23 protein-coding genes are annotated in these 23,758 nt (G+C 64.1%); 11 read left to right on the top strand and 12 right to left on the bottom strand.

Translation table 11 applies throughout. The features are described 5' to 3' along the window. Nucleotides 1–10: 10 nt before the first annotated feature. From ACHEXL_RS08035 to arfB, 4 genes are all read left to right on the top strand, one after another. Complete coding sequence (locus ACHEXL_RS08035; RefSeq protein WP_416558817.1) at nucleotides 11–313, top strand: DUF2818 family protein; 303 nt, start codon at nucleotides 11–13, stop codon at nucleotides 311–313. A gap of 24 nt (nucleotides 314–337) precedes the next feature. Next, nucleotides 338–922 carry an NUDIX domain-containing protein gene (locus tag ACHEXL_RS08030; protein ID WP_416558816.1) on the top strand — a complete coding sequence of 195 codons (585 nt, stop codon included), beginning with the start codon at nucleotides 338–340 and terminating at the stop codon, nucleotides 920–922. A gap of 12 nt (nucleotides 923–934) precedes the next feature. Then, entirely contained in the window at nucleotides 935–1,456 is a 522-nt protein-coding gene (locus ACHEXL_RS08025; protein ID WP_416558815.1) for a DUF1178 family protein, read from the top strand. A gap of 120 nt (nucleotides 1,457–1,576) precedes the next feature. Further along, entirely contained in the window at nucleotides 1,577–1,978 is a 402-nt protein-coding gene (gene arfB, locus ACHEXL_RS08020) for an alternative ribosome rescue aminoacyl-tRNA hydrolase ArfB (RefSeq protein WP_416558814.1), read from the top strand. 31 nt (nucleotides 1,979–2,009) lie between these two features. On the opposite strand, the gene ACHEXL_RS08015 is transcribed toward arfB, so the two are convergent. Then, a complete protein-coding gene (locus tag ACHEXL_RS08015) occupies nucleotides 2,010–3,188 on the bottom strand; it encodes a GDSL-type esterase/lipase family protein (RefSeq protein ID WP_416558813.1) in 1,179 nt (392 codons plus the stop codon). Nucleotides 3,189–3,439: 251 nt separating this feature from the next. Here ACHEXL_RS08015 and flgJ point away from each other — a divergent pair, with 251 nt between their 5' ends. Beyond that, on the top strand, nucleotides 3,440–4,558 hold the full coding sequence (gene flgJ / locus ACHEXL_RS08010; protein WP_416558812.1) for a flagellar assembly peptidoglycan hydrolase FlgJ: 1,119 nt from the start codon (nucleotides 3,440–3,442) through the stop codon (nucleotides 4,556–4,558). 15 nt (nucleotides 4,559–4,573) lie between these two features. Here flgJ and ACHEXL_RS08005 read toward each other — a convergent pair whose 3' ends face one another. From ACHEXL_RS08005 to mutL, 5 genes are all read right to left on the bottom strand, one after another. Then, the gene (locus ACHEXL_RS08005) at nucleotides 4,574–6,616 is read right to left on the bottom strand and encodes an acyltransferase family protein (RefSeq protein WP_416558811.1); all 2,043 of its coding nucleotides are present in this window, start codon (nucleotides 6,614–6,616) and stop codon (nucleotides 4,574–4,576) included. Further along, a complete protein-coding gene (locus tag ACHEXL_RS08000) occupies nucleotides 6,613–8,124 on the bottom strand; it encodes a hypothetical protein (protein WP_416558810.1) in 1,512 nt (503 codons plus the stop codon). The genes ACHEXL_RS08005 and ACHEXL_RS08000 overlap by 4 nt, the downstream gene beginning before the upstream one ends. Continuing rightward, a complete protein-coding gene (gene miaA / locus ACHEXL_RS07995; RefSeq protein ID WP_416558809.1) occupies nucleotides 8,121–9,077 on the bottom strand; it encodes a tRNA (adenosine(37)-N6)-dimethylallyltransferase MiaA in 957 nt (318 codons plus the stop codon). Before miaA ends, ACHEXL_RS08000 begins: the two co-directional genes overlap by 4 nt. Continuing rightward, nucleotides 9,074–10,291 (bottom strand): multidrug effflux MFS transporter, encoded by a 1,218-nt coding sequence (locus tag ACHEXL_RS07990; RefSeq protein ID WP_416558808.1) that lies wholly within the window; start codon nucleotides 10,289–10,291, stop codon nucleotides 9,074–9,076. The genes miaA and ACHEXL_RS07990 overlap by 4 nt, the downstream gene beginning before the upstream one ends. Nucleotides 10,292–10,680: 389 nt before the next feature. Next, the gene (gene mutL, locus ACHEXL_RS07985) at nucleotides 10,681–12,705 is read right to left on the bottom strand and encodes a DNA mismatch repair endonuclease MutL (protein WP_416558807.1); all 2,025 of its coding nucleotides are present in this window, start codon (nucleotides 12,703–12,705) and stop codon (nucleotides 10,681–10,683) included. A 52-nt stretch (nucleotides 12,706–12,757) separates the two neighbouring features. On the opposite strand from mutL, the gene ACHEXL_RS07980 reads away from it, so the two are divergent. Beyond that, the gene (locus ACHEXL_RS07980; RefSeq protein WP_416558806.1) at nucleotides 12,758–13,396 is read left to right on the top strand and encodes a DedA family protein; all 639 of its coding nucleotides are present in this window, start codon (nucleotides 12,758–12,760) and stop codon (nucleotides 13,394–13,396) included. Here ACHEXL_RS07980 and ACHEXL_RS07975 read toward each other — a convergent pair whose 3' ends face one another. From ACHEXL_RS07975 to ACHEXL_RS07965, 3 genes are all read right to left on the bottom strand, one after another. Next, nucleotides 13,397–14,329: a PfkB family carbohydrate kinase gene (locus ACHEXL_RS07975; protein WP_416558805.1), complete on the bottom strand. Its 933-nt coding sequence runs from the start codon at nucleotides 14,327–14,329 to the stop codon at nucleotides 13,397–13,399. Between the two features lie 15 nt (nucleotides 14,330–14,344). Further along, the gene (locus ACHEXL_RS07970) at nucleotides 14,345–15,289 is read right to left on the bottom strand and encodes an ABC transporter permease (protein ID WP_416558804.1); all 945 of its coding nucleotides are present in this window, start codon (nucleotides 15,287–15,289) and stop codon (nucleotides 14,345–14,347) included. 92 nt (nucleotides 15,290–15,381) lie between these two features. After that, nucleotides 15,382–16,347 (bottom strand): sugar ABC transporter substrate-binding protein, encoded by a 966-nt coding sequence (locus ACHEXL_RS07965; RefSeq protein WP_416558803.1) that lies wholly within the window; start codon nucleotides 16,345–16,347, stop codon nucleotides 15,382–15,384. Nucleotides 16,348–16,508: 161 nt separating this feature from the next. Between ACHEXL_RS07965 and ACHEXL_RS07960 the strand changes: the two genes are divergently transcribed. The 4 genes from ACHEXL_RS07960 to ACHEXL_RS07945 are packed head-to-tail and all read left to right on the top strand — an operon-like array spanning nucleotide 16,509 to nucleotide 19,640. Then, entirely contained in the window at nucleotides 16,509–17,297 is a 789-nt protein-coding gene (locus ACHEXL_RS07960) for an ATP-binding cassette domain-containing protein (protein ID WP_416558802.1), read from the top strand. Next, a complete protein-coding gene (locus ACHEXL_RS07955; protein ID WP_416558801.1) occupies nucleotides 17,291–17,731 on the top strand; it encodes an RbsD/FucU family protein in 441 nt (146 codons plus the stop codon). Before ACHEXL_RS07960 ends, ACHEXL_RS07955 begins: the two co-directional genes overlap by 7 nt. A gap of 50 nt (nucleotides 17,732–17,781) precedes the next feature. Beyond that, nucleotides 17,782–18,978, top strand: coding sequence for an ROK family protein (locus ACHEXL_RS07950; protein ID WP_416558800.1), 1,197 nt, complete (start codon nucleotides 17,782–17,784; stop codon nucleotides 18,976–18,978). Beyond that, the gene (locus ACHEXL_RS07945; RefSeq protein WP_416558799.1) at nucleotides 18,975–19,640 is read left to right on the top strand and encodes a transaldolase family protein; all 666 of its coding nucleotides are present in this window, start codon (nucleotides 18,975–18,977) and stop codon (nucleotides 19,638–19,640) included. Before ACHEXL_RS07950 ends, ACHEXL_RS07945 begins: the two co-directional genes overlap by 4 nt. On the opposite strand, the gene ACHEXL_RS07940 is transcribed toward ACHEXL_RS07945, so the two are convergent. Beyond that, nucleotides 19,637–21,025: an N-acetylmuramoyl-L-alanine amidase gene (locus ACHEXL_RS07940; protein ID WP_416558798.1), complete on the bottom strand. Its 1,389-nt coding sequence runs from the start codon at nucleotides 21,023–21,025 to the stop codon at nucleotides 19,637–19,639. The two genes, ACHEXL_RS07945 and ACHEXL_RS07940, sit on opposite strands and share 4 nt — an antisense overlap. Further along, nucleotides 21,015–21,593: a tRNA (adenosine(37)-N6)-threonylcarbamoyltransferase complex ATPase subunit type 1 TsaE gene (gene tsaE / locus ACHEXL_RS07935; RefSeq protein WP_416558797.1), complete on the bottom strand. Its 579-nt coding sequence runs from the start codon at nucleotides 21,591–21,593 to the stop codon at nucleotides 21,015–21,017. Before tsaE ends, ACHEXL_RS07940 begins: the two co-directional genes overlap by 11 nt. A gap of 27 nt (nucleotides 21,594–21,620) precedes the next feature. Here tsaE and queG point away from each other — a divergent pair, with 27 nt between their 5' ends. Then, nucleotides 21,621–22,685 carry a tRNA epoxyqueuosine(34) reductase QueG gene (gene queG, locus ACHEXL_RS07930; RefSeq protein WP_416561325.1) on the top strand — a complete coding sequence of 355 codons (1,065 nt, stop codon included), beginning with the start codon at nucleotides 21,621–21,623 and terminating at the stop codon, nucleotides 22,683–22,685. A 36-nt stretch (nucleotides 22,686–22,721) separates the two neighbouring features. Here the strand turns inward: queG and ACHEXL_RS07925 are convergent, their stop codons facing one another. Then, the gene (locus ACHEXL_RS07925; RefSeq protein ID WP_291925001.1) at nucleotides 22,722–23,627 is read right to left on the bottom strand and encodes an AEC family transporter; all 906 of its coding nucleotides are present in this window, start codon (nucleotides 23,625–23,627) and stop codon (nucleotides 22,722–22,724) included. Between the last annotated feature and the right edge of the window lie 131 nt (nucleotides 23,628–23,758).

The following is a 23,758-nucleotide window of genomic DNA, read 5'->3' as shown; positions in this document are numbered from 1 at the left end:
TCGGTGCCGCATGTCTGTTTCTGCGCAAATCGGTTTTTTGGTGGTGTTGGCTTTGCTGGCTGCCAATTTGCCGTTTGCCAATCAGCGTATTTTTTTGGTGGGACCGCAGCGCGGCACCAAACCATTGCATTGGCGCTTGGCCGAATTGGTGGTGCTGTACTTTGTGGTCGGCGGCATCGGCCTGGCACTTGAAAATCACAGCGGTCAGATCGCGCCCCAAGGCTGGGAGTTTTACGCGGTCACCGGCACCATGTTTGTGACGCTGGCCTTTCCGGGTTTTGTCTACCGCTACCTGATGCACCGCAAGCATTGAACGCCTGCCGGTCTGCGCACACGCATGTCTGACGATCATCTGATCGAGCACAAGGTCAGCCAGCAAGAGTTGCTGCACGGCCATTTTCTCAACGCCTTTCGTGACACGGTGCGTCTGCCTAACCAGGCCTTGGCCACGCGTGAATATGTGGTCCACCCCGGTGCGGTGATGGTCATCCCCATGCTGGACACACCCGAGGGCATGCGCTTGGTGCTGGAGCGCCAATACCGTTACCCGGTGGGGCTAGTCATGATCGAGTTCCCCGCTGGCAAGCTCGATGCGGGTGAAGACCCGTGGTTGTGTGCCCAGCGCGAGCTGCTCGAAGAAACCGGCTACAGCGCGCGTCAGTGGGCGAGAGCAGGGGTTTTGCACCCGGTGATTGCTTACTCGACCGAGGTGATCGAGATCTGGTTCGCCAAAGACCTGAGCCTGGGCGAACGGCAACTCGATGCCGAAGAGTTTCTGGACGTGTTCACCGCCACGCCCGCGCAGTTGATGGCCTGGTGCCGGGACGGGCAAGTCACCGATGCCAAAACCCTCACCGGTGCGCTTTGGTTGCAAAATACCCTGTCAGGCCATTGGCCGCTGACTTGGCAATCCTTGCCCTGAAACACACCGCCCATGAAAGTCCTCGACCTTCAATGTTCGCAGGGCCACAGCTTTGAAGGCTGGTTTGGCTCGCAAGACGACTACGACGCGCAGCGCGCGCGGGGCTTGGTCACGTGCCCGGTGTGCAACGACAGCGAGATCGTCAAAATGCTCTCGGCACCACGCTTGAATCTGGGACATGGCGTGTCCCCGGCTGCATCCGCAAACTCGGGTGATGCTGCAGCCAGTGCCCAGGCCTCAGCGGTGCCTGCTCCCCAAGGCGCGAGCCCCGCAAGCGCAGATCTTGCGTTCGCCCCCGACACTTTGCAGCAAATGCATGTGGCCATGATGAACATGGTGCGCCACGTCATGGCCAATACCGAAGATGTCGGCCCCAAGTTTGCCGAAGAGGCCCGCAAAATCCATTACGGCGAACGCGAAGAGCGCAACATTCGGGGCCAAGCCACCCGCGAAGAAACTGAGGCTTTGCTGGAAGAGGGTATCGAGGTCATGCCCTTGCCCATTCCTGAAAACCTCAAGGGTCCGCTGCAGTAAGTGCTAGCGCACCTTGGGTGGCTGTGTCTCGGTAGGAGCGAGCCCCCGCTCGCGAATGATGGCCTCATCAAAAATATTTTCGGCCGCAGGGGCGACCTCCTACAGAGATAAGACTGCAACATGAAACACGCCCTGCACATCGACGACGCTGAAGTGGAGATGAGTGCCATCCGGGCGCAAGGCCCTGGCGGCCAAAACGTCAACAAAGTCTCCAGCGCCATCCAGCTGCGCTTTGATGTGGCAGGCTCATCTTTGCCCGACGACGTCAAGCAGCGTTGGCTGCAGTCGGGTGACAGCCGCTTGACGCAGGAAGGTGTGTTCATCCTCAAGGCCCAGCGCCACCGCACCCAAGAAGCCAACCGGGTGGATGCCTGGGCACGGCTGTATGAAACGCTGGACCAATACGCCAAGCCCCCCAAACCCCGCAAGGCGACCAAGCCCACTTATGGCTCGGTGCAGCGGCGGTTGGAGGGTAAGGCGATGCAGTCGAAGATCAAGGCCTCGCGGCAGGGGCGAGACTGAGGGGGCTCAGCAAGCTCCTTGATGACGCACCTCATCGCCCCTTGATCGGCACCACACTCGCCATGCTGCGTGCGCTTTGGGCGTAGCCCTCGGGCGTCAGGTGCAGCAGGTCGGTTTGCATCCAGCCGTTGGCCAGCCAGCGCTGTGCGGCGCCGGGGCCGCCCATGGCTTTTTGCCAGTGCCAGTGGGCGCAGCCCTTGGCGCTGGCCAGGCGGTATTGGCTGTCGTTGATCAGGCGCACGGTGTTGGACGATCTTTTGGCGTCTGGCGGGCCGATCAGGATGCAGCGGGCCCGGGGGTAGGCGGTTTTCAGGCGGGTGAGGCTGGCACTCAGCTGGGCTTCGTAAAGCCCGACCTTGAAGTCCGGGTCCAGCGATTCGTTGGTGCCCGATTGCAGCATGACCACGTCGTAGCCGACGGCCAGCGGGTCTTGCTGGCGCAGCTGGGCCGTGTCCACCACACGCCAGCCCTTGGCGGTGGCACCGGGGATGCTGAACACATCCAGCACGACCTGTGTTTTGCCTTCGTACACCGGGGCGATGCCGTCGATGCGCAGTTGACCGGCGATGACCCGCAAGCGCAGTGTGGCAAAGGCTTGCTCGCCCTGCACCCGCAGGCGCTGAGGGCTGTCGGGCCCCAGGTTGACGATGGCTTCGGTACCGTCATCGACGCGGATGCCCAGGACCAGCGTGCGCTCGGCCTGGTCTTTGGAAAAGTGGATGTCGGCCCATGTCAGGCGGGTTTGGACATCGGGGTAGCGAAAGTCCAGCCACAGGTAAGCGCCCGGGTTGTCGGTGCCCAGGTGAGCCAGGGATTTGGCGTACGCCTGGGGGCTTTCGTGGGCCGATCGAAAGGCCAAGCTCAGTTGCCAGTCGTCACTCAGACAGGCGCGGCGCAGCGGGTGTCGGATGCCCTTGAGCCCGAAAGTCGGGGCGATGAAGCTGGGGTGGGTTTGGGTGCGTGGCAGGCGCAGGGCCTCCAGCAGGTTGTCGGTGAAGGTGCCCGATGCCGTGTGGCTGTCGCCCCACAGGCCGATTTTGAGCCCGGGTGTGTGGTTATGGTCGGGCGCAGTGTAAGCAGCCACAAAGCTGGCTGGCGGATCTTCTGCCACTGGGCCAGAGCGCGGCGCGTTGGCCAATGCCCGTGACTTGCTGGCCGGGCAGTTGAACTCGGTCGGCTGGCTTGGCCCGCTCACGCGCAGCAGTGCCATGTCCGGCCCAGCGAGGGCGCCGAGCGGGCAGCAGGCCGCCAGGAGTGCGGCGGCAAATCGGGCAAAGACCGGTGTCAAAAAATGCGTCCGTTAAAACGTGTGAGGTGTGTTTGTACCACTTAGGTGTTGGTCTTCTGAGTGGGGCTTGGCTTGATTTCAGGCTCGAAAATTGCTTTTTGACTCACAGACTGTGAAATATCCGTCAATTTTCCGGTGTCCGCGCACCTTCTGTGCCGGTCACCCATGATGCCATGACCCTGCTTGCTGTCACGCCCTTCACCCCCTCGGCGTCCGAATCATCGGACCGCCTAGCGGGTGCGTCTGCGCGTTCGGGCACACAGGGGGTGGCATTTTCTCAGGCCTTGTCCAGCCTCACCCAGCCGGGCGAGGTGGTCACGGTGCGCCCGGGGGACACCCTGAGCGGCTTGATTCAAAAACGCTTGCAGGAAACCCAGGCTTCGCTGCAGCTGTCGGGCGACCAGCTGTACCGCGTGGCGCTCAAGGTGGCGGCTGACAACGGCATCCCCAACGCCAACCTGATTTACCCGGACCAACGGATTGACCTGTCGTCGGCCACCAGCTTGGCCATGGCTGAGGCTTTGCAGCCCAACTCACCGGGTCTGCCGGACACCCCTTGGGCGGGTGCCGCGCCCAGACCCACAGCCCCCGCCAGCCGTGTGGCGGGCTCTTCGGACGGCCCGGCTTCGGCTGGCGCCAGGGCTTTTCTGGCCCAGCATGCCCAAGCCGCCCGCCAAGCCCAGGCGACCAGCGGTATTCCAGCCACGTTCATGGTGGCGCAGGCTGCGCTCGAAACCGGTTGGGGCCAGCACGAAATCCGTTTTGACGATGGCCGCACCTCCCACAACCTGTTTGGCATCCGCGCGGGTGCCAACTGGAAGGGGCCTGTGGCCGAGATCTGGACCACCGAATTCATCAACGGCGCTGCGCAAAAAGTGCGGGGGCAGTTTCGCGCCTACGGCAGTTACCAGGAGTCGTTCAACGACTATGCCCGCCTGATCAGCCAGAGCCCGCGTTATGCGAATGCCATGCGCAACCTGGGCGACCCACAGGCCTTTGCCAGCGCCTTGCAGCAAGCCGGTTACGCCACCGCACCCAATTACGCCAAAGTGCTGGCTTCGGTCATCCAGACCGCCCAGCGCCTGCAGGACAGTGTGCCGGCATTGGCCAGTACGCCTTTGCCCACCACCGCGCAGGTCTTGGGTTTGCGCGGCGGCCAAGCACTCACCCAAGATGCGGGTCTGAGTGCCTTGAACATGTTGCCGAGTGCTGCGGCCTTGCCGCTGGCCAGCTCGCGGCAGTGGCGCCAGTCGCCTTACGCCGAACTCGGCACGCCCAAAGTCTTGCCCTGACACAGGAGCGAGGGTTCAGCCACCTGATGGGGGTGGGGCCGTCGTCTCGGGGGCTGCTTTGCCTGCTTCGGTGGGCGCAGGTGAAGGGAGGGGCACCGGTGCTGCAAGGGGCATGGTGGCGGGCGAAGGAGCAGCCGAAGTTGCCGCCGAAGATGAAGCCGGGGGGGCACTCACGGGCATACCGCTGCCTTTGCGCAGTGGCGGTCGTTTGACTTGCCGCAGTGTGGGTCCGTTGACCGTGACCTCGGGTTGGCCCAAGGCCATGCGGATCTGGTTGTAATAAGCATGAATGCCGCTGCCCGACAGGTGGATGCCGTCTTGCACGAAATAGTCCGGGTTGGCCTGGCCGATCGCATGCCAGTCCACCAGCCGCACATTGTCAAAGCTCTGGCTGACCCGCCCGATCAGCTCGTTGTTGGGGCCGGTCCAGCGCCTGGCACCGTACACATTCAGCACCACCACCGTTTTGCGGTCGCTCAGTTGCGCCAGCAGAGCTCGGAACTGTTTTTCTGCCAAATACCCATTAGTGCCCAAATGGATGACCGCTGCGTCGCCCAGCTGCGCGGTCTCGCGCAGGCTTTGCACCAGCTTCAGGCCATCGCTGCCTTGTCGGCCCACTTTGGCATCCACCGAGGCCGATGGCAGGCGGCGCTGCAGATAGGGGCTGGCCCCCAGCAAAACCGAGTCGCCCACCAGGGTGACTTTTTGGTAATGGGTGCCGCGGATGCCGGGGGGCGTCAGTGGCTGGGCATGGGCCGCTGCGGGATGAACGGGGTCTGCCTTCGGGGCGTGCAGAGGTGCTGTGTTCAGGGTCGGGGTGGCGGTCGGCCCTGTGGTGGGGCTGAGTTCTGCAGGCTTGGCGCTGGCAGTTGGCGTGCCCTCGCTTGTAGGCAGCGTGCCGGGCACGAAGGTCAGAACGGCGGCGTTGACCACCACCAGCGCCGCAGCGGCCACCGTGGTGTTGCGGCGCCATGGCTTGGCCCGGGCGTTGTGTATCCAGCGGGTTTCCACCCAGCGGTAAGAGGCTTCCGCGCAAAGCAGTGTGATCACCAGGCGGGCGGCGTTGACCCAGGTCAGCTCCAGCGCGTCGGCTTGGGTGGAAGGCCGCAGCCAGACCACCACCGGCCAATGCCACAGGTACAGCGAATACGACCGGGCACCGAGCCACAGCATCGGGCGGGTCGAGAGCATCCAGGCCACCCAAGTGCCTTCGCGGGTGGCCGCGCCGATCACCACGCAGGTGAGCAAGGCCGCCAGCAAAAAGCCGCCTTGGTACAGCCCGGGCATGCCTTCGTGGGTTTCGGCCATGCCCCAGATCAGGGCCGCCAGCGCGGCGGTGCCCGCCAGGTTCAGGATTTCGTCGCTGGCCTGAGAAGCCATGCGGATTTTCCAGGGGTTCCACCAGGCGGCCAGGGCCGATCCGGCCAGCAAGCCCATCAAATGGGTGTCGGTGCCCAGGTACACGCGGCTGGGGTCGCCGCCCTCCAGTTGCGTGGTGTACAGCCAGGCCATCCAGACTGTGCTGGCCACGGCGATCAAGCCCGCCGCCACGCCCAGGCCCGTGCGGCCGGTCCGGTTCAACAGCCACAACGCCGCCAGGGGCCACAGCAGGTAATACTGCTCTTCCACCGCCAAAGACCACAGGTGCTGCAGCAGCCGGGGTTGCTCGATCGCCTCGAAATACGACTGCTGCGCGACGATCTGCCACCAGTTGGACAGGTACAAAAAGGCAGCGGGCAGGTCTTCGCGCAAACGCGGCAGGGCGGCGGGCTGAAACAGCGGCGTGAGCGGCACCAGCAAGAGCAGCATGACCAAGGCCGCCGGGAACAGCCGCCGTGCACGGCGCAGGTAAAACGCCGGGAAATCGATGCGCCCGGTCTGGGCGTGCTCCTGCAGCAGCAGCGCCGTGATGATGAAACCCGAGACGGTGAAAAAGATGTCCACCCCCAAAAAACCCGCAGGCAAAAAATGGCCCAGGTTCAGGTGGTAGCCGATCACGGCCAGCACGGCCACGCCGCGCAGGCCGTCGAGTCCCGGCAAACGCGCCAAGGCGCTCATGGTTTGGCCAGGCCGAAGTCGACCATGAAGGTGTTGGCCAGTTCACGGTAACCAGCCGGCGTGAAGTGGATCAGGTCAGGCGCCATGAGCGCCGGGCTCTTGCGCGCCCAGGTGTAGGCGCTGCCCACGCCGCCCATGGCGTTTTGCATGCTCCAGGCCTGGCAGCCGTGTTGCGCCGCCAAGTCGGCCTGGATTTGCCCGATGCGCTCGTGGATGCGGGCGTATTTGAGCAACTGGGCGGCAGGGGCGGCTTTGGCCGTCTGAGGCGGTGCTTTGGGGGCAGCTTTGCCTTTGGGCACCTGTTTTTTGGAAGTCTGGTTTTTGGCGTTGGCTGCTGCCTTGGGCCGCTTGGTGGCTCTGGACTTGGTCACCCGAATGCCCCGGTCGCCCGGTCCGATCAGCACGCACTGGGTTTGTGGAAAGACCCGGCGGAAATTGCCCAGCGCCCGTGAGAGCGTGTCCCGGTAAGCGTCTTCGTTGAAGCGCGGGTCGTTGCCCTCGTTGGTGCCAAAGGCGATCAAGGCCAGGTCGTAGGCTTGGTCGGTGAACCAGGACGCCAAATAGCCCAAATCGCTGCGCACCCAGCCCGCCATGGTGGCCCCCGGGTAGGCGAACAAATCCAGGTGCAGGGCCGATGCGGCGGGCGCTGGTGTTTCGGGCAGCTTGAGGCCCTGAAAGCGGAAGGCCCCCTCGACCACGCGGATCTGCAAGGTGGACAGCGGCACCCGGGTCTCCAGCGTTAAGGCGCTTGGGCCTGCGGCTGGCTCGAGTGGCACCAGTGTCTCGGTTTCGCCGTCCACGCTGATGGCCAGCCGGGTGAGGCCTGGGCCATCGCCGTGGTGCAGGATCTGCAGGCGGTTGTGGCGGGCAAGCCCTTGGGCGTCGCGCAGGTCCAGCGCCAGTGTGGCGCCGGGGCGTTTGGCCACCAGGCTCGTCATGCCTGGGCCTGGGGCGGCCGCAGCGTCGGCGTGGGCATAAGCCATTTCGCGGCCCCAGTCGCCAGACAAACAGGTTTTGCGCACCAGCGCCCGCACGCCCCCGTGGCCGACGCCGGCATGGACAAAGCGGCTGGTGACTGTTGCCTCAGCCGGGACCAGTTGGCGCACCATCTGGTCGCTGAAAAAAGCCGCGGCCATGTGGCTGTCGCCCCACACCGCGATGCGCCAGCCGCGCGGATCGCCTTGCAGCCGTGGGCCAGCCAGAGCGGTCGGCGCGGTGCGCTCGGCGCTCGCTTCTTGCAGCGCTTGCGCGACCTCGTCGTCGTCGGGGATTTCGGTGGGTTCGGCCACAGGGGCGCTGGGGCGTGTGCTGGGCGGGCCTTTGCGTGGGCACACCAGGCTGACAGGGGCGGCCCCCGAGTTGCTGATCTGCAGCGCTTGCTGCGCCATGGGCATGGCCGTCAGGTCGGGCGCTGACACAGCCAGCGGGCTGAAGCACCACAGCATCAGCCCCCAAAAATACAGGCTCAGACGCCTGTCCTTTGCAGGGTGTGGGGCAAGCAGGCTCATGCGGACATCCAGGTCTGGGCCTGTGCCGTGACGGCCGAGGCGACGGGGTGTGGGCCGTCGGCTTGCACTACGCAGCGCGAAGGCATGCTGCGCAGCCAGGTGATCTGGCGTTTGGCCAACTGCCGGGTGGCAAAAATCCCGCGTTCTCGGATTTCGCTCTCCGGCCAGCCCTCTTGAAGCCCTTGCCAGGCTTGGCGGTAACCCACGCAGCGCATGGACGGCAGGTCCGGGTTCAGGTCGCCGCGTTGGCGCAAGGCCTTAACCTCGTCCATGAAGCCGGTCGCCATCATGTGATCAAAGCGCTGGGCAATGCGCTGGTGCAGCCAAGCCCGGTCCAGCGGCTCCAGGCTGATGACGGGGATGTGCCAGTCGGGCGCTGCGGCCTTGGCGTTTTGGTGAAAGGACGACAGGCTTTGTCCGGTGGCGGTCCAGACTTCGAGCGCCCGGCCAATGCGCTGGCTGTCGCCGGGGGCCAGGCGGGCGGCAGTTTGCGGGTCCACCTGCGCCAGTTCGGCATGCAGGGCGGGCCAGCCCAGCCGCGCGGCGCGGGCGTGGATGTCTGCCCGCACCTCGGGGTCGGCCGGGGGCATGTCGTTCAGCCCTTCGAGCAGGGCCTTCAGGTAGAGCATGGTGCCGCCCACCAGCAGCGGGGTTTTGCCGCGTGCGCGGATGTCCCGGATGAGGGTGGTCGCATCTTTGGCGAATTCGGCGGCGCTGTAGCTTTGCAGCGGGTCCAGGGTGTCGATCAGGTGGTGCGGTACGGCGGTCAGCTCTTCGCGGCTGGGTTTGGCGGTGCCAATGTCCATGCCCCGGTAGACCAGGGCCGAGTCAACGCTGATGATTTCTGCGCCGCCGTGGGGCTGCAGGCTGTGCGCCAAGGCCAGTGCGGCAGCGGTTTTGCCGCTGGCCGTGGGCCCCACCAGGGCGATGGCGTCAACGGGGCGTTGCTTCATGCGGGCTTGGCCGATGTAACCACCGGGCGACCATGGCGCTGCACACCGGTCCAGGCCACGAAGGTGATGAAAACGGCGCACAGCAACAGACCGTGGGCCAGCGCAAACACCGGGCGGTCCATGTGGGTGCCCAGCCAGCCCCCCATGAAGAAAGCCCCCAGCATCATCAAAAAGCCGTTCAGGGCCGAGGCTGTCCCAGCCCGGTGCGGGAAGGGCGCCACAGCGCCGCTCTGGCCGCAAGGCTGGTGCACGCCGTGGCCCAACATGAAGATGTACATGGGCACCATGACGGCCCACGCCCCATACCAGTCCTGGCCTTGGCCCGCATAGGCCAAAGCGGCCATGCCCACCCCGCCCGTGATCGTCAGGATGGCGGCGATGCCCACGGTGCGGTGCACGCTGGTGCGTCGCAACATCCAGCGGCACCAGAAAGTGCCCACGATGTAGGACAGCGACATGCTCAGCATCAGAAAGCCGTAGGCCGTTTTGCTGTAGCCCATGAAGGTGACGAAGACAAACGATGAACTGGCCAAAAAGGTGAAAAGCCCCAGGTAAGAGCTGGCCGACAGGGCGCACCAGGTGAGGAACACCGGGTTGCGCAGGATGTCCAGGTTGGCCCGAAAGAGCGGCCCGGCGCTCAGGGCGTGCGGGTCGGGTTGGGCCAGTGTTTCTTCAAATCGCCAGGCCAGCAGGGCCAGTGTGGCCGCCCCGAACACGGCCAGGGCCAGCAGGGCGTAACGCCAACCCAGGGCGTCGGTCAGCATGCCGCCCAGCGGTGCACAGGCGCAGGCGATGATGCCCAGCCCTGTGAGGCCTTGTGACATGACCGTGGCACCCTGCAGCGGCTGGAACAGGTCACGCACCACAGCCCGCGCGGCCATGACGCCAGCGCCCATGGCGATGCCTTGCACCGTGCGCCCGGCGATCAGCCAAGCCATGTCAGGCGCCAGCGCACAAGCGACCGAGGCGAGCGTGTAAGCGCCCATGCCCCACAGCAGGATGGGGCGGCGACCAAAGCGGTCGGACAACGGTCCCCAGACGAGTTGCGACAGCCCGAAAGCGAGCAGCAGCGCCGTGAGGGTGAGTTGGGCTTGACCCATGCCCGAGCCAAAGCCTTGGGTGATGGCGGGCAGGGCGGGCAGATACAAGTCGGTGGTGACGGGTTGCAGGCCGAGCAGCAGGGCGAGGATGAGGACGATCAGTTTTTGCGGCATGCCAGTGTTGGGTCTTGAGTCTTAATCAGCGTTGGCGCAGGTGTCTTTGTGGGGCGCGATGCTTGGGGCTGGTGTGCCGATGTTCCGTTCTTCTTGGAACGCGAGCGTCGGGGCCGGTGCGCGGCTGCCCTCATACTCGCTTCGCTCGCCAAATCGGGCAGTCCGCGCACCGGCCCCGACGCTCGCTTTGTGGTCGTTCAAAATCTGCGGTGTCTTTGAACCCACTGCAGGAGAGGCAGGTGAGCTCGCCGCGCGGAGCTCGCGATTTGGCGAGCGCAGCGAGTATGAGCGAGACCGCGTGGCGGGCTCGCCGGACTCGGATACATCCCACAGACGCGTCTCCAAGGTTTGTACCTTAGAGTTGGCTTCAAAGCCACACATGCCCACCATCACCGACCCCGCAAAAACAACGCATCCAGATCCCGCATCGTCATCTGACGCCAGGTGGGCCGGCCGTGGTTGCATTGGTCGGAGCGCTCGGTTTCTTCCATTTGGCGCAGCAAGCCGTTCATTTCATCGAGCGTCAGGCGGCGGTTGGCACGCACAGCGCCATGGCAGGCCATGGTCGCCAAAATCTCGTTTTGGGCGCGTTGCACCACCGTGCTGGCGTCGTGCTGGGACAGCTCGGCCAGCACGCTGCGGGCCAGCTCGACCGCGTCGCCTTGCGCAAGACTCGTGGGAACGGCGCGCACGGCCAGGGTTTTGGCCGACAGGGGCGAGATTTCCAGGCCAAGTTGTTCCAGCGCCTCGGCGCAGGCCTCGGCCGTGGCCACTTCGGTCGGGGTGGCGGCAAAGGTGGCGGGGATCAACAGTGGCTGGCTGGCGATGTGGGGTCCTTCGCCATCGGCGGCGTTGAGCTGGTTTTTCAGGCGCTCGTAGACGATGCGTTCGTGCGCGGCGTGCATGTCCACCACCACCAAGCCTTGCTTGTTTTCGGCCAGGATGTAGACGCCGTGCAACTGCGCCACGGCGCGGCCCAGCGGCCAGTCGCCTTCGGGCAGGGGGGCGGCAGGTGTCTCTGTGGACAGGTCGGAGTTTGCCCCTGCTCGCGAATCCCCTTCGGCCGCAGGGGGGGGCTCCCACAAGCGGGATGCCTCTTGTGCCTGAGGTGGGACTTGGCTGTCCGCTTGGCCGTAGGCCAGAGAGTCTGCTTGTGAATCGGAGGTGGCTTGCCACAGCGCCTTCAGGTCGGCCATGGCCTGCTCGCCATCGACGCGGGGACGCAAAAAATCAGCGGGCTTGTAGGCCGGGGCATTGAAGCTCGACGGTGTGGGGCGCTCAAATGCCATGCCGCCTTGTTGCCAGCTGGCCGATTCGGGCAGGGCTTTGACGACCGGCGCTTTCAGGTCAAAGTCGCTGGCGCTGCTGGACGCTTCTTCGTTCAGGTTTTGCGAGCGCGGCGCGGCCAGCGCGTTTTCCAGCGCGTGGCGCACCGCCTGGTGCACAGCCCGACTGTCCCGAAATCGCACCTCGATCTTGGTCGGGTGCACATTCACATCGACCAGCGTCGGGTCGATCTGCATGAACAGGGCATAGGCCGGTTGCTTGTGGCCGTGCAACACGTCTTCATAAGCGCTGCGGGCGCCGTGCATGACCACCTTGTCGCGCACAAAGCGGCCATTCACATAGGCAAACTGGTGGTCGGGGCGCGAGCGGGCGGCATCGGGCAGACCCGCGCGTCCGATCACTTTGAGCGGCCCAGCGTGGTACTCGACCGGGATGGACTGCGCCACGAACTCTTCGCCCAACACATCGGCCAGGCGCTGTTCCAAGCCCGCGGCACCGGGGTGCACGCGCCACTGCTCGACCAGCTTGCCTTCGTGCCAGATGGCAAAGCCCACATCGGGGCGGGCCAGGGCGTGGCGGCGCACGGCTTCGATGCAATGCGCCAGCTCGGTGCTGTCGCTTTTCAAAAATTTGCGGCGTGCCGGAGTCGAGAAAAACAACTCTTTGACCTCCACTGTGGTGCCTACGGCGCGGGCGGCGGGGCGGATCTCGCCGGTGCGGCCGTCCAGGGCAAAGGCGCTGGGCTGGCCGTCCATGCGCGAGAGCAGGGTCAGTTCGGACACCGAGTTGATGGCCGCCAGCGCTTCGCCCCGAAAACCCATGGTCATGACCGATTCCAGCTCGTCCAAGTTGCCGATCTTGCTGGTGGCGTGACGCTTCAAGGCCGTTGCCAGCTCGTCAGGGGCAATGCCGCCGCCGTCGTCTTCCACCGAAATCAGCCGGGTACCGCCGCCCATCAGGCGCAGTGTGATGCTGCGCGCGCCCGCATCCATGGCGTTGTCCACCAGCTCGCGCACAACGGATGCTGGGCGCTCGACTACTTCGCCTGCAGCGATCTGGCTGATCAGTTCATCGGGGAGTTCGCGGATGGGGCGGCGCGCGGGGGCCGGGGTCTGTTGGGAGGTCACCGCCTGATTTTAGGGGCTCAAGCCATCTGGTTTGACCGGGGATAATCGGGTCATGGACATCCTGCTGCAACTTGTTGATTTCATTCTCCACGTGGACCGGTATTTGGAGGCCTTTGTGGGGCAATACGGTGCGTGGGTGTATGCCTTGCTGTTCCTGATCATCTTCGTGGAAACCGGCGTTGTGGTCATGCCGTTTTTGCCGGGCGACTCGCTGCTGTTCATCGTCGGGGCCATGTGCGGCGCGGGTTTGATGAGCCTGCCGCTGGTGATGGGCTTGCTGCTGGTGGCGGCCATTTTGGGCGACCAGACCAACTATACGATCGGGCGCTACTTTGGCCCCCGGGTGTTCCAGTGGGAAGATTCGCGTTTTTTCAGCCGCAAGGGCTTTGACCAGGCCCATGCGTTTTACGAAAAATACGGCGGCATCACCATCATCTTGGCGCGTTTCATGCCGTTCATCCGCACTTTTGTGCCTTTTGTGGCGGGCGTGGCCGAGATGACGCGCAGCAAGTTCACCCTATTCAATGTGGTGGGCGGCTTCATTTGGGTGGTGGGCCTGACCTTGGCCGGCTATCTGTTTGGCAATTTACCTTTTGTGCAGACGCACCTGTCCAAGATCATTTGGGCCTTGATCATCGTGCCGGGCCTGATCGCCATGTTCGGCGCATGGCGGGCGCGCAATGCGGGCTGATTAAAACGCCAAAACTTCAGCCCGTGTCGGTGGCTGGCAGCCCTGGCGGGTGCAGTTGATCGCGGCGGCTTTCATCGATGAATCCAGTGTGCTGGCCACGCGCTCTGCGGCATCAGCAGGTTGCAAGGCCCAGTCGGCCAGGGTGTTGCCCCAGAAGGTGTCGCCTGCGCCCACGGTGTCGGCCACCGTGATGCCCGGAACGGGCAGTTGGTGCGATTGGCCTTCGATGTCAAGGTGAGCGCCTTCGCCGCCAAAGGTCAGGGCCACTCGGCTCAGGGCGCCAGGAGTCACACCTTTGCGCAGTTCATCCACCAGTCGCGCAGATTCACCGATGGCCACATTCGCAAAACCCATGGTTTCCAGGTCTTCGTCGCTGGCCTTGAGATAGTCGGTCAGAGCGATCACTTCGTGCAGGGCTTGCACATACTGCGCCAGGTCAGGTGCCACTTTGGGCCGCAAATTGACGTCCACGCTGAGGGTCCAGCCCATCGCGCGTGCCGCTTTCAGAATGGCCACCACTTTGGTGTGTTCCGGCGGGATCAGCAGCAGGGAGCCGGTGTGCAGAATGCCTGGCGTTTTTTGCTGTCGCAGCAAGGCCGTGATGCCGTCCACCGTGTAGTCGCGGTCGGCAATGCCTTCGCGGTAAAAGCCGTAGCTTGGCTGGCCATCTGTCACTTGCACCACGGCCAGCGAGGTGGGCAGGCGGCTGTGGCCACCTTGCAGCGCCACACCGTCACGCAGCAGCAGTTGCGCCATGCCCTGGCCGAACAAGTCGGTGGACAGGGGGTTGAGGTAAGCCACGCTGGCCCCGCGCAAGGCAGCGGCGCGGGCCATGTTGAAGGGGCTGCCGCCCATCAGGGGCAGGAGTCGCCCGTCGGGCTGGGCGATGCAGTCCATCAGGGCCTCGCCCAGCACAAAAATCGGGGTGCTCATGTTCGACAATCGGGCTTATTTTTTGAGCAGATGCTTGCGGCGCACGACGTCGATCCAGACGGCCAAGATCACGACCGCGCCAATCGCCATCATTTGCTTGAACTGCGAGACTTCCATCAGGTTCATGCCGTTGCGGATCATGGTGATCAGCACCGCCCCCAGCAAGCTGCCCCAGATGCTGCCGCGACCGCCAAACAGCGATGTACCGCCCAAAATGACGGCGGCAATCGCGTCCAGCTCGAACATTTGCGCCATTTTGCCGCTGGAAGAGTCCATGCGGGCCATCAGCACGATGGCACCCAGCGCACACGACAGGCCCGAGATGACATACACACTGAGCTTGTACCAACGGATGTTGATGCCCACTTGGCGGGCCCCCATTTCGTTGGAGCCCATGGCATACACATAGCGGCCGATTTTGGTACTCGACAGGATGAAGGCCATCGCCACAAAAAAGATACCGGTGATCAGTGTGGGCATGGGGATGCCGAACACATCGCCATAACCGATGAAAGGGAAGGGCTCGGGCAGGCCCGCGTTGTCAAAACCACCCGTGAGGTCAAAGGCCAGACCGCGCCAGAGCGTCAAACCGCCCAGCGTGACGATGAAGGCCGGAATGCCAACAAAAGCTACCAGATACCCGTTGAACAAGCCGACCGCTGCGCCGATCGCCAGCGCCACCACCATGGCCAGATAAGGGTCCACACCGATTTTGACCATCAGGTGACCGGCCACCGCGCCGGCCAGCGCTGTGAGCGCGCCCACCGCCAGATCGACGCCGCCGGTCAGGATCACAAAGGTTTGTCCACCCGCGAGCAAAGCGATCACCGAGGCCTGCACCAGGATGTTGGACAGGTTGCCGGTGGTCAGGAAGTAGGGCGAGGCGAAGGTGAGCAAAACGCCCAGCACGATGACCGCTACAAAGGCGCCGTACCACTCTTGTCGGGTGATGGATTTCATAAAGACTTTCTCAAACTGAATGGGCGACCACGCGGTTGGCGTGGTCGCCTTGAGCCTTCGCGGACATGGCGAAGGCGGGGTGATGCTTCAGATCACTTGGTCTTGACTTTCATGAACTGGCCCACGCCGGAGTCGGCCGCGAACTTGTCCACGTTGGAGGGCAGCACCAGGAAGGAGCCGGTGTCGATGCGGGCATCGACCTTCTTGCCTTGCGCGGCTGCCACAGCGGTTTCCACGCCGACCTGGCCGATCTTGGCCAGCATCTGCGCGGCGTTGGCTTGTTGCCAGCCTTGTTTCATCATGTCCAGACCGCCGGGCGAGCCGTCAAAGCCCGCAATCTTCACGTCGCCGGGCTTCTTGCCGGCGGCCATCAGTGCGGCTTTCGCACCCAAGGCGCCGCCATCCCAGGCGCAGGCGATCACTTTGGCATTCGGGTTGGCACGCAGGGCCGCTTCGACACCGTTTTGGGCCATGGTCTGGTCCCAGGTGGTGGCCACTTCGACAATCTTGACGTTCTTGCGGCCCGCGTTCAGCGCGTCCACAAAGCCTTTCTTGCGCTCCTGGCCGGTGGACTGGCCTTGGTCGCCGGTCACGTAGATCACCGTGTCGCCGTCCTTGATCTGCTCAGCCGCCCACTTGCCTTGCACGTTGGCGGCCTTGATGTTGTCGGTGGCGACATACGAAGTGATCGCGGCACCGGTGATGCCAGTGTCCACAGCCACCACGGCGATACCGGCTTTCAGGGCCTTGTTGATGGCGGGGGCGATACCGGCCGAGTCCACAGGCGCGATGGCGATCGCATTGACTTTGCGGGTGATCATGTCTTCGACGATGGCCAGTTGTTTAGACAACTCGCCTTTTTCGGCGGCCAGTTCAATGAACTTCACACCTTTGGCCTGACCGGCTTTTTTGGCGCCGCCGTTGATCAGTGTCCAGCCTTCGTTGGTGTTGCCGTTGGTGATGTAAGCCACGGTCACGTCAGCCGCCATGGCCGAGGTGAACAGGGTGGCCGCTGCGGCAGCGATGGCCAGGCGGCCGAATGTGCGTTTGGTGATCATGGGTTTTATCTCCGTTGTTGAGGGTCTTCGGCCGGCGTGTGTTTTCCGAACCGCGAACGGATTGGAATCGAAAAACACGACTAAGTAAACCTAGTAGTTTTACTAATGTAAAAAAAACAGGAATCGGCGATGCTCTGCCCCATTCCTGTGAAAGAGTTCCCATGACCCCTTCGACACCTGTTCTTGAAATCAGCCAGCTGACCAAGCATTACGGCGGCGTCAAAGCCCTGACCGACGCCCAATTTCGCTTGTTGCCCGGCGAGCATGCCGCCATCGTGGGCGACAACGGCGCAGGCAAAAGCACTTTTGTGCGCCTGATCACCGGGGCCGAGCAGCCCAACTCGGGCGACATCCTGCTGGACGGCGGCAAGGTGAATTTCGAGTCTCCGCTCGACGCCCGCGAGCAGGGCATCGAGACCGTGTACCAGACGCTGGCGTTGGCCGAAGACCTGGATGTGCCGGCCAACATCTTTTTGGGCCGCGAGATCACCCGCCTCAATCTGGGCCCGCTGTCCATCCTCAACCACAAGGCCATGCGCGAGCAGTCGGCCAGCATGTTGGCCACCACCGGCGTGAAGATCCAGGACATGTCCGAGAGCCTGCGCGGCATGTCCGGCGGCCAGCGCCAGTGCGTGGCGATTGCCCGTGCGGCCGGTTTTGCCAAAAAACTCATCATCCTGGACGAGCCCACGGCTGCTTTGGGCGTGCAGGAAACGGCTCGAGTGGAAGAAATCATCAAGGGCCTCAAGAAGCAGGGCATTCCGCTGATCATCATCAGCCACAACCTGCGCCAGGTGTTTGACCTGGTGGACCGCATCTGGGTGTTCCGTCAGGGCCGCATCATCTGCAGCCGCCTGACCCGTGAGACCAGTCCCGAAGAAATCGTGGGTCTGATCACAGGGGCGATTGACCCGGCCAGCCTGCGTTCTGAAGAGGCTGCCACATGCTGAAAGGGATTGACCCGCTGCTGACGCCCGAGTTGCTGATGCACCTGTGCGCCATGGGCCACGGAGAATGGGTGGCGGTGGTGGACGCGAACTTCACCGCCGACTTTCTGAGCCACGGCAAGCCGGTGGTGCGCATCCCAGGCCACAGCCTGGAGCGGGTGAGCCGCGCCGTGCTGTCGGTGTTTCCATTGGCTGTCGATGTGGTGCAGCCCGCAGCCTTCATGCGCGTGTGCCACAGCGCAGACGGTCACCGGACGGCAGCGCAACAAGCCGTGGTCGATTTGGTGGTGGCCGAGGGCTTCAAGGCCGAGCAGGTCGAGCCCGTCGAGCGCTACGCGTTTTACGAGAAAATCAAGGGTGCCAGCCTGATTGTGCAAAGCGGTGAGGGCACGGCCTACGGCAATGCCCTGTTCTGCAAGGGCGTCATCCTCGTCTGAAACATCCACAGTCTCTCAACCCCATGAACTCCGCATCTCCCCTTTCTGCCATGCGTGGTTCCAACCACGTTGGGATGCGCCAGTTCAACGAGCGCATCGTGTTGCAGGCCATCCGCCACCACGGGGCCATCCCCAAGGCCGACCTGGCCCGTCTGACCCAACTTTCTACCCAGACGGTGGCGATCATCGTGGGCCGTCTGCTCGACGATGGCTTGCTCCTCAAGCAAGACCGCGTGCGCGGCAAGATTGGCCAGCCTTCGGTGCCGCTGTCGCTCAACCCGCAAGGCGCGTTCAGCGTGGGCATCCAGGTCGGGCGGCGCAACCTCGAATTGCTGGTGGCCGATTTCACAGGCCAGCCAGTCGATCGTGTAGAGGTGCTTTACGACTACCCCGATCCGGATGGGCTTTTTGCCTCGATGGCGCAAGGCCTGCAAACCCTTCAAGCGCGCATGGGCGATTTGTGGCCCCGCACGGTGGGCGTGGGCCTGACCGCGCCGCTGTCGCTGCACAAATGGGCCGACCTGATGGGCGGCCAGGCCGCACAAGCCCTGGCCCGCTGGGAGCACATCGACCTGCCCGCCAAAGTGCAACGCCTGACCGATTTGCCGGTGGTGTTTGCCAAAGACACCACGGCCGCCTGCGTGGCCGAACTGCTGCAAGGCCATGGCCGCCATGTGCGCAGCTTTTTGTATGTGTTTGTCGGCACCTTCATCGGCGGCGGCTTGGTGCTGTCGGGCCACATCATGAATGGCGAGCGCGGCAATGCCGGGGCGATTGGCTCGCTGCCGGTGGGCTTGGCCACGTCCGAGTCCAAGGGCTCAGGCATGCCGCCGCAGTTGTTGCAAAAAGCCTCGGGCTGGCAACTCGAGCAAGCCTTGCTCGCGGCAGGTCACAACCCCTTGCTGATTCAACAGAACGCCATCATGGATGCGGCTTATGCCGAATTCACGGCCCCGTGGATCGCCCAGGCCAGCCAGGCGCTGGCCATGACGGTGGCCAGTTCTGCCGCTTTGCTCGATCTGGACGCGGTGGTGATGGATGGCTCGCTGGGCGCGCCGCTCATGACCGCTTTGATGGTCGCCACGCAAGACGCGCTGGCGGGCTACCGTTTTGACGGCATGCACCAGCCGCAACTGCTGGCAGGCCAGGTGGGCGCGCATGCCCGCGCTCTGGGCGGTGCCTTACTGCCGCTGCACAGCCAGTTTTTCCCCGACAAAGACATCTTCCTGAAACAGGACAACCCATGAAGTTTTACCTCGACTCGGCCGATGCCCGCCAATGGGTGCTGCCCGCCGGATGTCCGCCTGTGCAGGGCGTGACCACCAACCCCACGCTCGTCATGCAAGCCGGTTTGCCGGTCAGCCTGCCCGGTTATCTGCAACTGGTGGCGCAGGCGGGCGAGGTCCGCATCCCTGAGCTGATGCTGCAACTGCCCCGCGCCGATGTGGGCGAAGCCGCGCAGTGGCTCGAAGTGCTGCTGCCTGCGGCCGTGCAGGCCCGTGTGCGCCTGACCATCAAACTGCCGTGCCACCCCGACTGGCAACCGGTGCTGCGCGAAGTGCAGGCCTGGGGCGTGCCCACGCTGCTGACGGGTTTGTCCAACCCGGTGCAACTGCTCTGGGCGCGTGCCCAAGGGGCCAATTACGTTGCGCCTTATGTGGGCCGCTTGCAGGCTGATGGCCGCGATGTCTGGTCCCTGATTGAGGCCTGCGTGGCGGTGCAAGCCGACGGTCTGCAACTGCTGGCCGCCAGCATCAAGTCCCCCGATGTGCTCTCGCGTTTGATCGCGGTCGGAGCCCATGCGGTCACGGTGCGTCCCGAGTTCGCGGCCGGCTTGGCCACCGATCCGCTGACATTGGCGGCGATGGCGCAGTTTGACAGGGATGTGGAGACCAGCCAGACGGCTTAAATGCTGCGGTTGCGCGCCAGCGGTGGGTTGCGCGAGAAATATTGCAAGATGCCGCGCATCAAGGCGTCGGTGAGTTGCTTTTGGTAGGCGTCACTGCGCAGTTTTTCTTCTTCTTGCGGGTTGCTGATGAAGGCGGTTTCGACCAGCACACTCGGAATGTCGGGCGCCTTGAGCACGGCAAAACCGGCTTGCTCCACCCGGGGTTTGTGCAGGCGGCCTACGCCACCGATCTCGCGCAGCAAGCTGCTGCCCAGTTGCAGGCTGTCCTTGATTTGTGCGGCGGTGCTCATGTCGAGCAGGGCGCGTTGCACCTGGGCATCCTGCACCCCCAGGTTGATGCCGCCGATCAGGTCGGCCTTGTTTTCTTTTTGGGCCATCCAGCGGGCTGCACTGCTGGACGCCGCCCCTTGGCTGAGCGCGAACACGCTGGCGCCGCTGGCCTGGGGCGTGAAAAACGCGTCGGCGTGGATGCTGACGAACAGGTCGGCCTGCACGCGGCGCGCTTTTTGCACCCGCACTTGCAGGGGCACAAAAAAGTCGGCGTCGCGCGTCAGGTAGGCCCGCATGGGGCTGCCGCCCACGCTGCTGGCGTTGATGCGGTCGCGCAACATCTGGGCGATTTTCAGCACCACGTCTTTTTCTCGGGTACCGCCGGGGCCGATGGCGCCGGGGTCTTCGCCGCCGTGCCCCGGGTCCAAGGCGATCACGATCAAGCGGTCAGTGCTTGGGGTGTTGACTGTGCGCGGCGGGTGGTTGGGGTTGTCCAGCACGGCCGATGGCGCGGGCTCAAAGTCTTGTTTGCGGGTGCTGGGCGCTGCTGGCGCTGGTTTGGTGCCGGCTTGACTTTGCCTGGCCATGAGTTCGCCCAAAGGGTCATTCACCTGGGCAGCAGGGGGCAATGGGCTGGCTGTCGGTGCCGCTTTGGCTGACACACGTTCTTGAATCAGTTGCTCCAGCGGGTCTGCTGCGACCGAGGGGTAGAGGTCCAGCACCAGCCGGTGGGCATAGGCCGCGACGGGTTGCAAGGTAAAGACTTGAGGCGCGATGGGGCGTTTGAGGTCGATCACCAGCCGCACAGTGCTGGCATTGAACTGGCCCACGCGGATGCCCGCGATGTTGGGGTCAGAGGCCTGCACCTTGCCCACCAACTCGCGCAAGGCAGCGTTGAGTTCCAGGCCCTCAATGTCCACCGCGAGCCGCGGTGGCGAGTCGATCAGGGTTTGCCGGGTCTTCAGGGCGGTGTCCGATTCGAGCGTGACGCGGCTGTAATCTGATGCGGGCCAGATGCGCACAGCCAGCATATTGGCCCCCCGGGCCAGCTGTGCCGCCCCCAGGCTGAGCGCCAACAGGCCGGCTTTGACCAGACGGCGACGGTCAGCTCGCATACTCTGCTCCCGGATGGGTGTGGGCCCATGTTTGCAGCCACTGCTGGCCGCGCTCTGTGCCCGCGCTGATGTGCACGCGGCGCTGGTCTTCGTCGATGGCGTCGAGCGCAATCACCCAGTCCGGTGGCGGCAGTTGCCCGGCTACCTTGTCGGGCCACTCCATGAGCTTGAGGCCCGGCCCGGCAAAGATGTCGCGAAAGCCCGCGTCTTCCCATTCCTGTGGGTCGTTGAAACGGTAAAAGTCGAAGTGCCAGACGGGCCAGGCGCTGTCGTCTTCGCTTGTGCCTGTGCCCGCCTGGTGCGGCTCGACCACGGCGTAGGTCGGGCTTTTGATGCGGCCTGTCACCCCGGCTGCACGCAGCAGGTGGCGCACCAAGGTGGTCTTGCCTGCGCCCAGGTTGCCACGCAACTCGATGCGGGCATCGCGCCCGCCTGGCCAGTTTTGCAAGGCGGCGCTCAGTTCTGCGGCAAAGGCCTGCGTGGCGGCTTCATTCGGCCACAAGCCCGCCCAAACGCTGGGTGCGGTGGGGCTTCCTACAATCGGCGGGTGACTGCTCAATGTACTCAAATCGACCTTCCTGAACTGTGGGCCCAGATCCAGATCTGGGCGCGTGAGTTGGGATTGTCCCAAATTGGCGTGGCGGGCATCGATTTGTCCTCGGCAGAGCCCGGATTACAAGCCTGGTTGGCCGCTGGGTTTCACGGCAGCATGGGCTATATGGAAAGCCACGGCCTCAAGCGCGCCCGCCCGGCCGAACTGGTGCCGGGCACACTTAGCGTGATCACCGCTCGCATGGATTATTTGCCGCAGGGCACGCCGCCCGACTGGCTGGCCCGCGAAACCGCCCGCAGCCTGCAGCCGGGTGAGGGCGTGGTCTCCCTCTATGCCCGGGGGCGCGATTACCACAAGGTCTTGCGCAGTCGCCTGCAAAAACTGCAGGACCGCATCGCCCAGGCGATTGGCCCCTTTGGACACCGCGTGTTCACCGACTCGGCCCCGGTCATGGAGGCAGAGCTCGCCACCCGCAGCGGCCTGGGCTGGCGTGGCAAACACACCCTGGTGCTGAGCCGCGAGGCCGGGTCGATGTTTTTTCTGGGCGAGTTGTTTGTGGACTTGGTCCTGCCCGTAACGCCTGCCACCACGGCGCACTGCGGCCAGTGCTCTGCCTGCATCGACCTGTGTCCCACCCAGGCCATCGTGGGGCCTTACCAGCTGGATGCACGTCGCTGCATTTCTTATTTGACGATCGAGCACGCGGGGCCGATTGACGAGGCGCTGCGCCCGTTGATCGGCAACCGCATTTACGGCTGCGACGATTGCCAGCTGGCCTGTCCCTGGAACAAATTCGCCCAGCTCAGCCCCTTGCCCGATTGGCAAACCCGCGAGGGCTTGGGTGCCGGCAGCATCGCCGGGTTGATGGCTTGGGATGAGGCCGAGTTTTTGCGTCGCACCGAGGGCAGCGCCATCCGCCGCATCGGCCACGCCCGCTGGCTGCGCAATTTGGCCCTTGCAGCGGGTAACGCACTGGCGTCAGGCGGCTTGTCGGCGGATGAACAGCTTGGCTTGCAGCAGGCCCTCGCAGTCCACGCCGCGCACCCCGACCCGGTGGTGCGGGAGCAGGTGGCCTGGTCGCTGGCCAATGCCACTGTGCCTTTGTAGGAGGTCGCTCCCGCGGCCGAATGGCCTGACTTCCCGTCAGCGCAGCACCCCCAGCGCAAACGGCAAACTCCACATGCCGGACAAGGTCGACAGCGTGACCAGCCCCGCCACATAGGGGCCGTTGTAGCCCATGCGGGCAGCCAGCACGTAGCAGGTGGAGGCCGTGGGCAAAGCTGAAAACGCAAGCAGCACCGTGGTTTGCAGGGCGTCGAGCTGAAACAGGCGGGACATGCCCAGGGCGATCAAAGGCAGCAGCAGGTGTTTGACCGTCAGCACGCTCAGGCCCAGCAGTTTGCCCTGGCGCAAGGTGCCCAGCTGCATGCCCGCACCCGCGGCCATCAAGCCCAAGGCCAAAGACGCAGCGCCGATCCGGCTGACGCTGGGGTCGAGCCATTCAGGAATGCGCAAACCCAACAGGTTGGCGGCCAGGCCGGAGCCGGTGGCGATGATCAGGGGGTTGCGCACCAGCTCGCGCAAAAAGCCGGTGTTGGCATGCCGGGCCATGGGCCAGACCGCGCCGATGTTGAACAGCGGCACGCACACCCCGATCAGCACCGAGATCATGAGCAGGCCTTCAGGGCCAGCCAGGCGTTCGGCCAGCGCCAGCGCAATGAAGGAGTTGAAGCGAAAGCCCACCTGGGCGCTGGCCGCGTGGTCGCGCCGGTCCAGCCGCTGGCCCAAGATGGGCCAATAGGGCAGGCTGTACGACAGTGCAATCGCACACAAGCCCAGGCTCAGTCCCGCTCCGATCAGGCTGGAGGCTGCATTCAGGTCCAGCGGGCTTTTCACGATGGAGTGAAACAGCAGCACCGGGAAAAGGAAAAAATACACCAGACTTTCCACCTGCTGCCAAACCGGGCGGTTCAAGGCGGTGAAGCGGCAAATCAGATAGCCGCACAAAATCAGGGAAAAATCGGGAAAGAGGAGTTGGGCAAAGTTCACTCGTCTAGGATAACTGACCCTTCAAGGTGCACGGGCGCTGCCTTGTCACCTGAGGTTCATGCATTTTTGACGGTTTTATGGTTTCCCCTCTCACGAAAGCCCACCGTCTTTGCCTATCATGTGCCATCTTT

The organism is Limnohabitans sp. YIMB22184, from assembly GCF_048020265.1.
GTDB lineage: Bacteria > Pseudomonadota > Gammaproteobacteria > Burkholderiales > Burkholderiaceae_C > Limnohabitans_A.
The sequence above is the reverse complement of the archived record's forward strand: the minus strand, read 5'-3'. Positions and strand labels throughout refer to the sequence as shown.